Source organism: Dongia deserti (assembly GCF_003574735.1).
Lineage (GTDB): Bacteria > Pseudomonadota > Alphaproteobacteria > Dongiales > Dongiaceae > Dongia_A > Dongia_A deserti.
In genome coordinates this window covers 1-14,597 of sequence record NZ_QORW01000011.1, presented here as the reverse complement: position 1 = coordinate 14,597, position 14,597 = coordinate 1, and the positions used below count along the sequence as shown (strand labels likewise).

At 64.3% G+C, this 14,597-nt stretch carries 15 protein-coding genes; 6 read left to right on the top strand and 9 right to left on the bottom strand.

The window, feature by feature from the left end:
* The first annotated feature begins 3 nt into the window (after positions 1-3).
* Together DTX69_RS17700 and DTX69_RS17695 are read left to right on the top strand one after the other, a co-directional pair.
* Entirely contained in the window at positions 4-801 is a 798-nt protein-coding gene (locus tag DTX69_RS17700; protein ID WP_119302893.1) for an ATP-binding cassette domain-containing protein, read from the top strand.
* Between the two features lie 43 nt (positions 802-844).
* The gene (locus tag DTX69_RS17695) at positions 845-1,945 is read left to right on the top strand and encodes a Gfo/Idh/MocA family protein (RefSeq protein ID WP_119302892.1); all 1,101 of its coding nucleotides are present in this window, start codon (positions 845-847) and stop codon (positions 1,943-1,945) included.
* 343 nt (positions 1,946-2,288) lie between these two features.
* Here the strand turns inward: DTX69_RS17695 and DTX69_RS17690 are convergent, their stop codons facing one another.
* On the bottom strand, positions 2,289-3,197 hold the full coding sequence (locus DTX69_RS17690) for a LysR family transcriptional regulator (protein ID WP_162917310.1): 909 nt from the start codon (positions 3,195-3,197) through the stop codon (positions 2,289-2,291).
* A 105-nt stretch (positions 3,198-3,302) separates the two neighbouring features.
* On the opposite strand from DTX69_RS17690, the gene DTX69_RS17685 reads away from it, so the two are divergent.
* From DTX69_RS17685 to DTX69_RS17670, 4 genes are all read left to right on the top strand, one after another.
* Positions 3,303-4,754 (top strand): aldehyde dehydrogenase family protein, encoded by a 1,452-nt coding sequence (locus DTX69_RS17685; protein WP_119302890.1) that lies wholly within the window; start codon positions 3,303-3,305, stop codon positions 4,752-4,754.
* Positions 4,751-5,743, top strand: coding sequence for a membrane dipeptidase (locus DTX69_RS17680; RefSeq protein ID WP_119302889.1), 993 nt, complete (start codon positions 4,751-4,753; stop codon positions 5,741-5,743). Before DTX69_RS17685 ends, DTX69_RS17680 begins: the two co-directional genes overlap by 4 nt.
* Positions 5,740-7,416, top strand: a complete 1,677-nt coding sequence (locus tag DTX69_RS17675) for a hypothetical protein (RefSeq protein ID WP_119302888.1) — start codon at positions 5,740-5,742, stop codon at positions 7,414-7,416. The genes DTX69_RS17680 and DTX69_RS17675 overlap by 4 nt, the downstream gene beginning before the upstream one ends.
* 65 nt (positions 7,417-7,481) lie before the next feature.
* Positions 7,482-8,120, top strand: coding sequence for a DUF3726 domain-containing protein (locus DTX69_RS17670; protein WP_284735871.1), 639 nt, complete (start codon positions 7,482-7,484; stop codon positions 8,118-8,120).
* 646 nt (positions 8,121-8,766) lie between these two features.
* Here DTX69_RS17670 and DTX69_RS17665 read toward each other — a convergent pair.
* From DTX69_RS17665 to DTX69_RS17630, 8 genes are read right to left on the bottom strand one after another with little or no spacing between them, the layout of a single operon-like run.
* Complete coding sequence (locus DTX69_RS17665) at positions 8,767-9,051, bottom strand: GFA family protein (protein ID WP_119302886.1); 285 nt, start codon at positions 9,049-9,051, stop codon at positions 8,767-8,769.
* A 10-nt stretch (positions 9,052-9,061) separates the two neighbouring features.
* Positions 9,062-9,724 (bottom strand): urease accessory protein UreG, encoded by a 663-nt coding sequence (gene ureG / locus DTX69_RS17660; protein WP_119302885.1) that lies wholly within the window; start codon positions 9,722-9,724, stop codon positions 9,062-9,064.
* A complete protein-coding gene (locus DTX69_RS17655) occupies positions 9,721-10,458 on the bottom strand; it encodes an urease accessory protein UreF (RefSeq protein ID WP_284735869.1) in 738 nt (245 codons plus the stop codon). The genes ureG and DTX69_RS17655 overlap by 4 nt, the downstream gene beginning before the upstream one ends.
* A complete protein-coding gene (locus tag DTX69_RS17650; RefSeq protein WP_119302883.1) occupies positions 10,418-10,894 on the bottom strand; it encodes an urease accessory protein UreE in 477 nt (158 codons plus the stop codon). The genes DTX69_RS17655 and DTX69_RS17650 overlap by 41 nt, the downstream gene beginning before the upstream one ends.
* Positions 10,895-10,898: 4 nt before the next feature.
* Entirely contained in the window at positions 10,899-12,608 is a 1,710-nt protein-coding gene (gene ureC / locus DTX69_RS17645) for an urease subunit alpha (protein ID WP_119302882.1), read from the bottom strand.
* 1 nt (position 12,609) lies between these two features.
* Positions 12,610-12,921, bottom strand: coding sequence for an urease subunit beta (locus tag DTX69_RS17640; RefSeq protein ID WP_119302881.1), 312 nt, complete (start codon positions 12,919-12,921; stop codon positions 12,610-12,612).
* Between the two features lie 8 nt (positions 12,922-12,929).
* Positions 12,930-13,232 (bottom strand): urease subunit gamma, encoded by a 303-nt coding sequence (locus tag DTX69_RS17635; protein ID WP_119302880.1) that lies wholly within the window; start codon positions 13,230-13,232, stop codon positions 12,930-12,932.
* A 10-nt stretch (positions 13,233-13,242) separates the two neighbouring features.
* Positions 13,243-14,076, bottom strand: a complete 834-nt coding sequence (locus tag DTX69_RS17630) for an urease accessory protein UreD (protein WP_119303095.1) — start codon at positions 14,074-14,076, stop codon at positions 13,243-13,245.
* Positions 14,077-14,597 lie beyond the last annotated feature (521 nt).

Sequence of the window (14,597 nt, the reverse complement as noted above, 5' to 3'; positions counted from 1 at the left end):
GCCATGACGCCGATCATCGAGCTCCAGAGCGTCTACAAGTCCTTCGGCACCGTGGTTGCGCTGCAGGACCTGAGCTTCGCCGTCTACCCGGGAGAGGTACACTGCCTGCTGGGCGACAACGGAGCGGGCAAATCGACGCTGATCAAGATCCTGGCCGGCGTGCACCCGCCGACCCGCGGCACCTATCTCATCGACGGCGAGCCGGTTCAGATAGGCTCACCGCGCCAGGCGCTCGATCGCGGCATCGGCACTGTCTATCAGGACCTGGCGATGATTCCGCTGCTCAGCGTCACCCGCAACTTCTTCCTGGGACGAGAGCCCAAGATCGGCTGGGGGCCGTTCGCGCGCTTCGATGTCGACCATGCCGACGCGATCGTGATCCGTGAACTGGCCGAGATCGGCATCGACATCCGCGATCCCAGCCAAGCGGTCGGCACTTTGTCCGGCGGCGAACGGCAATGCCTAGCGATCGCAAGAGCGGTTCATTTCGGCGCCCGCGTGCTCATCCTGGACGAGCCGACGTCGGCGCTCGGCGTGCACCAGGCCGCGATCGTGCTGAAATACGTGGCGCAGGCGCGCAATCGGGGCCTGGGTGTCGTCTTCATCTCGCACAACATCCATCACGCCTACACCGTCGCCGACAGGTTCACGCTTCTCAATCGTGGCCGCAGCAGAGGGACGTACGCGCGCAGCGAGATCAGCCGCGATGAGGTACTGCATGTCATGGCCGGCGGCGAGGACCTCAGCCGGCTCGAAGCCGAGATCAGCCGCCTCGGCGAGCAGAAGCGACTCCATGGCTGAAGACACGATCAACTTGTAGCGGCGCGGGAGGGGGAACATAGGAATGAACCGAGCGAAGCGAGTGAGGATTGGCGTGGTTGGGGCCGGGTTGATCGGTCAGGTCGAGCATATCCCCAACCTGCGTCGGCTGGAGAGGCTCTTTGAGATCGTCGGCATAGCGGATGCTTCCGCAGATATGCGTCGCGAGCTGGAGAGCCGCGGCCACACGGCGTTCGCCGGTTACGAGCAGCTTCTGGAGGCCGGGATCGACGCCATCCTGATCGCCGCGCCCGACCAGTATCACGCGGAGATCACGCTCCGCGCCCTCGATCGCGGCGTCCATGTCTTCTGCGAGAAGCCGCTCTGCTTTTCGGTGCCGCAAGCCGAGGAGATCGCCGCCGCACGGGACAAGGCCGGCAGGGTCGTCCAGGTCGGCTACATGAAGCGCTACGATCCCAGTTACGAGAAGCTCCTGTCGCTTCTGCCGAAGGACCCATCTCAGCTGCGGATGATAAGCGTGGAAGTGCAGGATCCCGATTCATGGCCCTTCAATCAACATCAGGGCGATTTCGTGAAGACCGGCGACATTCCGGCTGAGATCCTGGCGGACGGCTGTCGGCGGCGGGATGAGCAGGTCGCGCGCGCGGTCGGTCGCGCGCTGACGCCGAGCGAAATGTGGGGTTACACGAACTCCTATTGCTCGAGTATGATTCATGACATCAACGTTGTCCACGGTGTTCTGGAGGCGCTGGGCCTGGAAACAGGCGCGGTGGTCGGTGCCGCCTTTTTCGCCGGCGGCGACGGTAGCCATGGCTGCGTGCGGCTGACCGGCTGCGACGCGATCTGGCAGTTGACTCACCTGTTCGTGCACAAGGTCGCCGACTATAAGGAGCGTGTAACGATCTACTTCAACGACTGCGTCTACGAGTTGACCTTTCCATCGCCCTACCTCAACCACTTTCCGACCAAACTCACCGTGTCCAGATCGGATGCCATGTGTTGGCAGGAGACCGTCTACCGGCCAAGCTACGAGGAGCCGTTTATCCGCGAGCTCGTGGGGTTCTGGAAGAGTGTGATCGAAGGCGCGCCGGTGCGAAATACCGTCGAGGCGGCGATCAAGGATCTTCGTCTAGTCACCCGTTTGACGGAATCCGCGATTAAGTAGACTCGGAGTCGGATTGGGCGACATGCGCCCAATCAGGCGTCGTTTGTTCAAGTTGCTTGGGGCCCCGAGTCAATTCACTATGTGGCGGCAATAGGGAGGTCTGCTGTCGGAGATAGATCCGACCATCCTTCAACTGGATGGATAGGCTCAGTTTGACCCATGGCGGAAATCGAGTCGAGCAGAGTTGTAGAGGCTATGAACTCGGGGGCATCCGCAGCCTGTCGGAGCAAATGGCACTAGCGCGCCATCAGCTATTTATCTTCAACTCATGCTTCTGGGATACATTCTCTGCGTTGGAATCAGCTGAAACCAGCAAGGAGCGGACTTGACCCGGCACATATGCTCAGCGCACCGTCGGGAGGGCAAGCCCTAGCTCCTTAGCCCTTTGTCGCGTTGCAGCGGACAATGCGGCTCGAAAGGCAGTCGTCACCGGGCTGGCAATGCGACCCTGGCGCGACAGCCATCCGACGGTGCGCATGGCGGAGCGATCGGCCAGCGGCACCGCGCGCAGGGAGGGTGGTAGGTTGGCAGTTGCCAAAGCCGGCAACAAGGTGATTCCGGCCCCCGACTGCACCAGCGCAAGCAGCGAGGTGACGTTGCGCACGGTCAAACGTCCGCGAGCGGCGAGGGCCTGAAATTCCGGTGACGGAAGCGGTCGCGACGCCTCGTTCACGATCACTTCATAGCCTTGCAGCATGCCCCACGAAAGGGGCCGCTTGCGCTTTGCAAGGGGCGAGGCTGCTCGGCAGACCAGCCGGAAGGGATCGGTGAACAACGGATCGAAGTCGAGCCCGGCTTGGTCTCTCGGTGCGCTTGCAATGCCGACATCGACCTGGCCGCTCTCAACGAGCTTGCGGACATCGAAGCTATCGGTATCGATGAGTTCGATCTCGAGGCCCGGCCGTGCTGTTGTGAATTCCTTGAGGACTTGCGGCAGCAGCATGGCGGCTACCGAGGGCACCGAGGCGAGGCGAAGCCGTCCGGAGCGGCTCTCCGCGTACGCCGTGATCAGGTCCATCGTCCGGTCGAAATCGCGCAACAGCACCGCGCCTGCGTCGAGCACGAACCGGCCCAGTTCGGTCACGCTGTGCTTGCGGTCGGACTGGAACAGAGGGCTCCCAAGCCGGTCCTCGATCTGCTTCAGCGTCATGGAGATGGCTGATGGCGTGCGGCCCAGCCGTTCCGCCGCTTCTCTGATGTTGCCGCAATCAGCCACAGCGAGGAAAACACGCATCGCTTCGAGCCTGATCATTTGATCCACTTCAGAAAATTTGAAGCTTTGTCGAAAATTACTCGTTTGCCTGAAACACTGCAATCGCGGAGACTGGACCGGCATCGCGACCATCGGGCCCGCGCCATGAATCTCGAAACCCGCAACTACATCGACGGCCAATGGCGCGCGGGCACCGGCGTGGTTGAAAACCGCAATCCATCAGACGTTGCCGACCTGATCGGCTCTTATGAGCAAGCCGATGGTGGCCAGGTCGAAGAAGCGATTGCCGCTGCGCGATCGGCGCAGCCAGAATGGGCCACAGCCGGTCCGGAACGTCGCTACGAAGCGCTGATGTCCATCGGACGCGAGTTGATGGCGCGTGCCACCGAAATCGGCACGATGCTGTCGCGCGAAGAGGGCAAGCCGCTGGCGGAAGGTCGTGGGGAGGTCTATCGGGCGGGGCAGTTCTTCGCCTATTTCGCCGCCGAAACCGTGCGGCAGATGGGAGAAGCCACGGACAGCGTGCGGCCGGGGATCGAGATCGAAATCCGGCGCGAGCCGCTCGGCGTCGTCGCGCTCATCACACCGTGGAACTTCCCGATCGCAACGCCGGCATGGAAGATCGCGCCTGCGCTCGCCTTCGGCAACGGCGTGGTCTGGAAGCCCGCCACGCTGACACCGGCCAGCGCCGTCATGCTGACCGAGATCATCGCGCGCGCCGATTTGCCGCGCGGGGTGTTCAATCTGGTCATGGGGTCGGGCGGCGAAATCGGTCGCAGGCTGGCCGAAAGCCGCTCGGTCGATGGCATCAGCTTCACCGGCTCCGTACCGGTCGGCCGCCGGATCGCGGCGAGCGGGATCGGCACGATGAAGAAGCTGCAGATGGAGATGGGCTCCAAGAACCCGCTTCTGGTGATGGATGACGCCGATCTCGACCTTGCCATTGCCCATGCCTGTAACGCCGCATTTGGTGGCACCGGCCAGAAATGTACCGCGGCCTCTCGGCTCATTGTTCACGCGGCGGTTCACGACGCCTTTGTCGAGAAGCTGGTGGCTGCGACCAGGGCGCTGAAGGTTGGTCACGCCCTGGAGGCGGGCACACAAATCGGTCCCGTGGTGAGCGCGCAACAGCTGGCGCAAGATCTGGACTATATCGCGCTGGGCCGGAGCGAGGGCGCCGAATTGCTGTGCGGCGGCTTCCGGGTCGAGGCGCCGACGGACGGTTACTTCATGGCCCCTGCAATCTTCGCCAACACCCGGAACGACATGCGGATCAACCAAGAAGAGATGTTCGCGCCGATCACCTGCATCATCAAGGCTCAATCCTATGAGGAGGCGCTGGCCATCGCGAACGACAGCGAGTTCGGCTTGACCGCCGCGATTATGACGCGGTCGCTGGCGCGCGCTCGTCACTTCCGCCGCCACATGCGGGCGGGCTGTATCATGGTGAATCTGCCGACCGCCGGGACCGACTATCACGTCCCCTTTGGCGGCCGCGGGGCGTCCAGCTACGGTCCGCGCGAACAGGGCCGCTATGCGGCCGAATTCTATACCACGGTCAAGACGGCCTATGTCGCCGCCGGAGAGCCGGTATGAGGCGGCCGCCACTGATCGACGGGCTGCAGTATGACCGGTGGTCCGAGAAGATCTTCCGCCAGCTGCGGGAAGGGGGCGTCGATGCGCTGCACGTCACCATTGCCTATCACGAGACCTTCCGCGAACTCGCCGCCAACATCGCCGCCTGGAACCACTGGTTCGAACGGTATCCGGACCTCATCTTCCAGGGCTTCAGCGCAGACGATGTCGAACGGGCGCAAGAGTCGGGCCGCACGGCAATCTTCTTTGGCGCGCAGAACCCTTCGATCATCGAAGATGAAATCGGGCTCGTGCCAGTGCTCCATCGGCTGGGGCTGCGATTCATGCAGCTCAGCTACAACAACCAGTCCCTGCTCGCCACCGGCTGCTATGAGGCCGAGGATGCCGGCCTCACGCGCATGGGGCGCGAGGTCATCGCGGAGATGAACCGCGTGGGCATGGTGGTGGACGTGAGCCATTCTGCCGAGCGCTCAACGCTGGAGGCGATCGAGCACTCCACCCGTCCGATCGCAATAACCCACGCAAATCCCGCCAGCTGGCACCCCGCCCGGCGCAACAAGTCGGAGCGCGTGCTGCGAGCGCTGGCGGAAAGCGGGGGCGTGCTCGGTTTCTCGGCCTATCCGCATCACCTGAAGAACGGCAGCGCTTGTTCACTCGACGAGTTCTGCGCGATGATCGCGCACACCGCCGAGCTGATGGGCGTCGAACGGCTTGCCCTCGGCACAGACCTCTGCCAGGACCAGCCCGACAGCGTCGTGGAATGGATGCGCTCCGGCCGCTGGACCAAGAGGATCGATTACGGTGAAGGCAGTGCCGCGGCGCCCGGATTTCCAGAGATGCCCGCCTGGTTCCGTGACAACCGCGACTTCGGGAACATCGCGGCGGGCCTGCGTAAGGTGGGCATGGTCGAGGGAGAGGTGGCGGCGATCCTGGGCGGTAACTGGCTGCGGTTCTTCGCCTCAAGTTTCGGCCCGGCATCCGCACTATGAGCACCAGCGTCCATACCCGGGTCGCGGACACCACGTTGCTTCGCCGCAGCCCGGCCGAGGTGATGCGGCTCACCCGCATGGGCTGCAGCCATCCCACGCGCCTGTCCTTCCTTCGATGCCTGCTGCGCCGCATGCAGGACGAGCATTGGCGGTTCGATCGGCCCGTCTGGAACCTCGATCATAAAGGTGTGGGGCACGCCGTCTATCGCGCCATCGGTCCTGTCCGCACCTATTCACTGGTGGCGTTCGGCCATGACCTGCCGGATGAACAGCGTTCGGATCGCGTAATCGCCACCGCTTGGGACGCGACCTTCGCGCTGTTCGACGGCACCCGCGCCCCGTCCGACGTCAGCCGGCTTGCTGCCAATGTCCCCCTGCAGGAAGCGGGGCGCATCACCGCGAGCGAGTTGACGCTGAGTCGTGCCAATCAGTCAGTGCGCGTCTTTTCGCACGTGGTCGACAGTCTCGCGCAGGGGCGTCAGCCGAACCAGCGTGAGCTCGACTCGGTCGGCTATCTGATGCGCACCACGGCGGTCTACGGGTCCGGCAAGTTCGGCGCCGCCGACCGCGCGCGGATTTGCGAGCGGCCGGAACTGCGCGCGCCGTTCCAGGCCGAGATGCTGACGGTCTGGCTCATCCGTGCTTTTACGGTCGACCTAGTCGAACATCTTGCGCAGGCGAGAGGCGGCACCACTGCCGCCAAGCTGGATCGGTCGTTGCGGCGACGGCTCGGTGTCGGCAATGCCACGGGGCTCGGCATGGCGCCTTTTTTGATCCGACATCCTGCCCTGCTCAACAACTGGGTGATGGCGCGGGAGGAAGCGCTTGCGCGCGTGCGGGCCTTGCCCGGGGCCGGTAGGCGCGAATGCGCGCACTTCGAGGCGGCACTTGAGCGGGCGCGCGAAAACGCGGCGCTCTGGTCAAGCGCTCATCCGATCCAAGTCGCGAAGCTGCACAGCCTTCGCGCCGACCTTGCCCGACTTTCGGGTTACATTGCCGACGGATGGGACAGGCGGGCGGCGAACGCGTGGGATGCGCTCTGGCGCTGGGCCAACGTGCAGCTCTCGACGGAGGGCCAGGAGCAGTTGCTGGCGCTGGTGATCGAGCCGCACGGAGCCCTCGTCGATGACTTAGCCGAGAGCATGCATGTCGATGAGGACGCAAGCTTTACGATCGACGGCAGCATGGCTGTAGGCACAATCCGGAATTGTATGGCGGAAATCTATGACACGCCGCTGAGGCTGGACTATGCCCAGCCGGAGAACACGGCGCGCTTCTGGTACGTGTCGGAAGACAAGCTGGAACCACGCCTCGGCGAACGCTTCGAGGAAGCGGGCGCCGAGCGCGAGCAGCCGCTCGATATCGGGCGCCAGGCGCAGTCGCTCCATGAGGCGCTCAAGCACTGGGATGTGCACGCGCCCATAGCGGCCTTCCTTCTGGCCCATCCGGAATTCCGCTACATGATCCGTCGCGTGCAGATCGCCCGAACGCACCCTTATGCCGAGATCCGTGACAATTTGATCTCGGCCGACATGCTCCCCATCGACCTCCTGCGTTGCAAGCTGGCGTTCTTCGGCGCCACGCGCTTCGATCCGCGTTCGGACCGCTGGGTCAGAATTAGCCTCTTCCAGGGCGCGCCCTTTCCTGACGAGCTGGCGGATTCAGTCGAATGAGAATTGAGCCTCATGATCCAACGCGCGCCGGTCCACCGGTCCCAACCGCGGCCTCCGACGAGATCATGTTCTCGATCTCGGAGATACAGGCTGTGTGCCTCAAGGCCGCCCGTGGAAGCGGGCTGCCGTGGGGATTGGCCGAGGAAGTCGGTGCGGGCGCGGCCTGGCTGACCGCCGCCGGGTTTCCTGGGCCAGAACTGGTGCTCCAATTGCTCCAGGCGCCGCCGGGTGAGCCGCCAACCGTTGGGCCGGGCAAATGGCGGGCGGCGCAGGGCGAGTTGCTCTGTCCCATTAAGGCTGGTGCCGCCCTTTCCGATTTCGCCGCACTGCCAGAAGGCATTGGAGCAGGCAAGCTGACAATGTTGGAGGTGGCCTTCCCGCTGCTGGTACTGCCGTTCGCCGCTCTTGTCGCCCGTGGCATGCAGCGACCGGTTAGGGTCCACTGGCACGGCTTCGATGCTGTCCTGGCGCCGGATGGCTATTGGATATCGGCCTCGGTGCAGGGCGCCGAACTCGCGCAACAGGCGACGGTGGTGCTCGTCTGCGAGGGCACGATCCATTCTTTGGCGCAGCTTGGGTGCAGTGGCCGGCGCGTCCCGCTGGACGTGTGGCGACGCCTCGACGACCTCGCCATGCTGACGACGGTTCCGGCCACTGCCCGTTCACACGTTGATGCCGGCGCGGCCGCTTCGGACAACGATTAACCTTCAGCGTCGCCAGTACCGGACACCGAAGCTCAGCACGCGTCTGACGGCGTCGGTCATCATCTGCTCGGTATAATGTGGCTCACGCGACCACCGGAAATCGCGTGAGCCCAAGCAAACCCGCACCTGTATTGTCGTGAGGTCGCAGTTTTGGATGGGTGGAGCACGCATCGCCGAGTCAAACTGCGCGGACTTGCCCCGTAGAGCCCTGCTGGTAAGAAAGTTCACGTTTTCGCGCCCGCACCTGTCGCAACGGTGCCGCCGCAAGGTCATGGTAGGTACCCAGCGCGGGCAGGAAAGAGGTCTGCTTTCGGCGGTGAACCCGACCGATCACAAGACTGCATACGACGTCTCAGTCTGGCACTACGCAGGCGAGCCGGTGTGAGCCAGTTATGTCTGCTGCTGGATGCGAACCGGACTAGCGACTCCCCGCAAGGTTCCCATCCGAGTGGGATTTCGTCGATCGCTCAAATTTTATATGGCTTGGACGTCTTCGAACTGTGTGCGAGCTGCAAAGATGCGACTACTGCGCAGAAAGCCAGCCGGAGCCAGCTGCATCAGAGAGAGGGCAAAATCTCTGAAGCGGAAGTAGCCTACGAACTTGATAAACCGCTCGGCGGCTGCCGGATCGTTTATCGTAAGTCCCTTAAGCTGTAGACGCGCCAGTAGATCCGGAATTGAAATGCAAAGCCCGCTGCCAGCACATGATGCAGCCGCACGTGGTGCACCGCACGAACCGCAGCGCCTTCCGGCCCCAGGAATAGGACTCGGTCGCTCCACGCTTGGCCTCGACGCGGACCGTGGACGCCGTGTAATAGGCCCAGAGCACGCCATAGCGGCGGCAGATCGAGCAGTTGCAATCCGTCACGCTGCGCGGCTTTCTCGGGATCGTCACGCGCACTGCACCGCAATGGCATGTCCCGGTCAGCATGCGACAGCTCCTAGACCTGCCGCCATTCCGTCAGCGGCGGCAGCTCGCGGACGAACTGGGCGCGGCGCGCCGGCAGACCGCCCAACTCCAGGATCAGGGACACAATGCGTTCCAGCCCTTCGCCCGTGCGCATGTTGGAAAAGACAACCGGCTTCTCTCCGCGTTTGATTACTGCATCGTGCGCCATCAGATCGAGATCGGCGCAGACCAGCGGCGCCAGATCCGTCTTGTTGATGATAAGGATATCGGAGCGCGTGATGCCCGGCCCACCCTTGCGCGGAATCTTGTCGCCGGCGGAAACGTCGATCACGTAGAGCGTGATGTCCGCCAGCTCCGGCGAGAAGGTGGCACTGAGATTGTCGCCACCTGATTCCACGAACAGCAGCTCTAGCTGCGGGAACTTGCCGCACATCTCATCGACGGCGGCGAGGTTGATGGAGGCATCCTCCCGGATCGCGGTGTGCGGGCAGCCGCCGGTCTCGACGCCCGCAATGCGCTCGATGGGCAGCGCGCCGGAGCGGGTCAGGAACCTGGCATCCTCGCTGGTATAGATGTCGTTGGTGATGACGGCGATCTCGTACGAATCGGCGAGGCATCGGCACAGCCGCTCCAGCAAGGCGGTCTTGCCGGAGCCGACCGGGCCGCCGACTCCGATGCGAACGGGAAGGCTCATGACCTGAACAACCTCGTATCCTGGGTTTCGTGTTTCATGCTGCACCAATCGACCATCAAGGATGCGGAACCAAGTCTCTCGAATTGCGTCACGCCCAGGCACTCGACCTGGATGGAGATCGCCGGCTCCAGCGCGGCCAGCACCGCGATACCATCGCTCTGACCGATCGGCGCCAGGCGCAAGGCGGCGGACACAAAATTGCCGCAGAAGGCGGCGAGATAGGCCTGGAGCACCGTGGCTTCGGCGATCCCTGCCAGGGCGGCGGTTGCACCCACCGCCACCGGATAGACCACGCGCGTGCTGCGCGCGAGGGTCCGAAGCGCCGGCGCATCGGCGAGGTGCGGCCACCCGCGGCCGATCGCCTTCAGGAAAGCAGTGCCTTGTGCCGTCGATTCCAGCGCGAGCTCGGCGCTGCCGCGCATCGCGGCTGCGAGCTCAGCGGCCTCCGCCAAGCGATCAAGGTCGGCGGCCGTGGCGGCGCGGTGCGCTTCCAGCAGCAGCATGCCATCCAACCTGCCGGCGCCGTGACGCAGAATGCCTTCGATCCAGGTGAGCAATGCCGAGCGGTCTGATGCCAGGCCGGCTTCGACGGCATATTCCAGCCCGTGCGAATAGCTGAAGGAACCGACCGGGAAAGCGGGAGACAGCCAGGTAAGAAGGCGCGCCGCCGCTTCAGCTGCGCTCGCGCTCCGCTCAATCGTGTCCATGATGGTGCCCGGCCGCCAGAGTGACATAGGCGCCGCCTTCGGGATGGAAGGGCGCGGTGATGGTGCGCGTCTCGGCGGCCAGGCCGCACAGCATCTGTTCCAGCACGGCGTCATGAAGGATGCGCAGGCAGCGCTCATCGACGATCTGCGCCGGCACGTGCCGGTTACCGACGTGCCAGGCGAGGCGCGCCAGATGCCGCGCGTCGGTGGCGATGGCTTCGGTCAGCGGCTCCGGCGCGGCAATCACTCGGATGATGGTGCCATCTGCCAGCACCAGCCCGTCGCCGTCAGCCAGGCGCGCGGGGCGCACCAGATCGAGCAGGAAAGGGTTGCCCGAATCATCGAGGAGGCGCACACGCCGCCGGCAACGGTCGGCGTAGATCAGCGTGACGGTCCCGACTTCCAGTGTCGCCAGCCATTCGCCGGCGGCGATGTAGTGGGCAGCATGACGCGCCGCGTCCATGACATCAGAACAGGAAATAGCGCTGCGCCATCGGAAGCTGCGCGGCGGGTTCACAGGTCAGCAGCCTGCCATCGGCACGCACTTCATAGGTTTCGGGATCGACGTCGATCGCAGGCATGGCGGCATTATGCACCATGTCCTTCTTGTAAATCGAGCGCGTTCCGGCCACCGCGACCAGCTGCCGGGTGAGCCCATATTCCCGCCCGATATCGCGCTGCAGGGCGGCGGCGCTGGTGAAGGTGACGGCACTGACCGCGGGCGCCCCGCCAAAGGCGGCGAACATCGGGCGATAATGCTGCGGCTGCGGCGTCGGGATCGAAGCATTGGGATCCCCCATCGGTGCCGCGGCGATCATGCCGCACTTCAGCACCAGGTCCGGCTTCACGCCGAAGAACGCCGGCTCCCACAACACGAGATCGGCAAGCTTGCCGACCTCGACCGAGCCGACATCGGCGGCCATGCCCTGGGTCAGCGCGGGATTGATGGTGTACTTCGCGATGTAGCGTTTGACCCGCAGATTGTCATGCTCGGCCGGGTCGCCAGGCAGCGAGCCGAACTGGGCCTTCATCTTGTGCGCGGTCTGCCAGGTGCGGATGATGACCTCGCCGACACGGCCCATGGCCTGACTGTCGGATGAGATCATGCTGATCGCGCCGAGGTCGTGCAGCAGATCTTCGGCCGCGATGGTCTCGCGCCGGATCCGGCTCTCGGCGAAGGCGACGTCTTCCGGAATGCGTGCATCCAGATGATGGCACACCATCAGCATGTCGAGATGCTCTTCGAGCGTATTGACCGTGAAAGGACGCGTCGGATTGGTGGAAGAGGGCAGCACGTTCGGCAGGCCGCAGACCTTCAGGATGTCCGGCGCATGACCACCGCCGGCGCCTTCGGTATGATAGGCGTGAATGACGCGATCCTTGAACGCCGCGATGGTACTCTCGACGAAGCCGGATTCGTTCAGCGTGTCGGTGTGGATGGCGACCTGCACGTCCATCTCTTCCGCCACCGCCAGGCAACAATCGATTGCGCTGGGGGTGGTGCCCCAGTCCTCGTGCAGCTTCAGCCCGCAGGCGCCGGCCGCCACCATCTCTCTCAAGGCGGCGGGACGCGAGGCATTGCCCTTGCCCAGCAGCCCGACATTCACCGGCAACCCCTCGACCGCGCGCAGCATGCGCCCGATGTGCCAAGGGCCCGGCGTGCAAGTGGTGGCGCTGGTGCCTTCCGCCGGACCGGTGCCGCCGCCGACCATGGTGGTGACGCCGGAGTAGATCGCCTCGTCCGCCTGCTGCGGGCAGATCCAGTGGATATGCGCGTCGATTCCGCCAGCGGTCAGCAGGCGGCCTTCGCCGGCGATGATCTCGGTGCCGGGGCCGATCAGGATGTCGACGCCCGGCTGCGTGTCGGGATTGCCCGCCTTGCCGATCGCGGCGATGCGGCCGTCCTTCAAGCCGACATCAGCCTTCACGATGCCCCAGTGATCGACGATCACCGCATTGGTGATGACGGTGTCCATCGCGCCTTCGGCCCGGCTGCGCTGCGACTGGCCCATGCCGTCGCGGATCGTCTTGCCGCCGCCGAATTTCACCTCTTCGCCGGGGATCGCGAGGTCCTTCTCGATCTGGATCACCAGATTCGTGTCGGCCAGGCGGATGCGGTCGCCCGTGGTCGGGCCGTAGGTGAGGGCATAGGCGCCGCGCTCCATGCGATAGGCCATGTCAGCTCTCCAGCGGACCGTTCTTAGCGCCGGAGAAGCCGCAGATCACGCGCGCTCCGCCGATGGCGACCAGGGTGACAATGCGGCTCTGCCCCGGCTCGAAGCGCACCGCGGAGCCGGCGGGGATGTCCAGCCGATAGCCGCGCGCCGCGCTGCGGTCGAAATAGAGCGCCTCGTTGGTCTCATGGAAATGATAGTGACTGCCGACCTGGATCGGCCGGTCGCCGGTGTTGGCGACGCGCAAGGTGATGGTCGGCCGTCCTTCGTTGAGGACAATCTCGCCCGGCTGCACGAACAGTTCGCCTGGAATCATGCCGTCTCCTAGCGGATCGGATTGTGGACGGTGACCAGCTTCACGCCGTCAGGGAAAGTCGCTTCGACCTGCACCTCGTGCAGCATCTCGGGGATTCCCTCCATCACCTGATCGCGCCTCAGGACATTCGCGCCGTCGCGCATCAGATCGGCGACCTTGTGCCCGTCGCGCGCGCCTTCGACGATGAAGTCGGAGATGAGAGCGACCGCTTCCGGATGATTCAGCTTCACGCCGCGTTCCAGTCGCCGCCGCGCCACGTTGGCCGCCATCGCGATCAGCAGCTTGTCTTTTTCCCGCGGCGTCAGGCGCATCGGCGATCCCTCAATGATGCCAGAAGGTCGGCAAGGTAGGTGACAGGCTGCGTGCCGCCGCGCGCAGGGCTGTCCATATCCGCGCGAAGCTCGGCCGGATGTCGAGGGACTCCTCTGCCAGCCACCGCACCAGCAGAATGCCATTGACGCAGGTGGCGGCGCAGCGCACCGGGACGTTGCCGGCATCGAGCAGATCGCGCACCAGCGGAAGACGCGCTGCGGCATCCGGCCCCGCATGCACCAGCAAAGCCGCCGCTCCAGCATTGCCGAGCGCCGCGGGATGCTGCAACGCATCCGCCAGATCGTCATCTTCACCGAAGAGGGAGTCTGCCCAGGCCAGCGCGCCGTCGATGCGGATGCGCCACTGGTCGTGGATGCATCCATAACCGATCCGCTCGCCCCGCGCCCGGCGGCCGAGCACCAGCAGGTCGCCGGCGAGAAGTCCGGCATCGCGGGCGAGCGTAATCTCCGTGCGGCGCTTGAGGCGCGCGCCGTTGAACAGGATCGATTCCTGCGGCAGCCATTCCAGCCAGCCGCCGGCCCCGATCTCCAGCCGGATTGCGATCTCCGTGTCGGCCCCGGTCGAGCGATAGAATTTCTCCGCAGCCTGGGCGGTCCCCATGGCGCCGGCCCCGGCACCGATGCGGAGCGACAGATCCATCCGATCGCCGCCCGCAAAGCCGCCCGACGTGCTGGTGGTCACGGCGACCGGCAGATCCATGCCTGTGCACAGCGGGAACAAGGCGCGCAACGGCGCCATCTGATACAGGTGCGACAGGCGCGTGCGGCCCGAAAGCGGGCAGGCATCGAAGCCGATTTCAAGACCGCCGTTCATGATTCTCATGACCTGATCTTCGCTCGCAACATGCAAAGCAAGAGCAATGCCACCGTCAGGAGCGAACATTCAGCCCAGGATGCCTGCGTCTCCCGCAATCGGCTTCAGCGGCAGAGGCGCGCAGTCGCGTGTTTGCCCTCTGATTGGGCAGACAGTACAAAGATGCATAAGTTTTGAGCGGCGTGCGCCTCGAGCTGAGGGCCGGTTATGCCAAGTCGGAACTGTCGATGCGCGCTTACAATGTGTTCGATGATCCCAGCATAATCCAGATTACCGCAATCCAGACTACACCAAGTCACCTATAAGTCCCGGCGGCCGGCACTTGCCTTCTTTCCGAAACCGGCACTTAGCTGGTTGGTCAGCAATCGAACGTGAACCGGACCTGTCCAGATTTGCCAGCAATTTCTCAGTTTGACCCTGGCTGTTGTCTAATCGCGCGGCAAAATGCAAGCCCGGTTTGGACGTCGAGGCGGTCGTTTGCCGGGAGCAGTGTTGTCTTCGCGGTCGACAATAGAGTCGCCGCATGATGG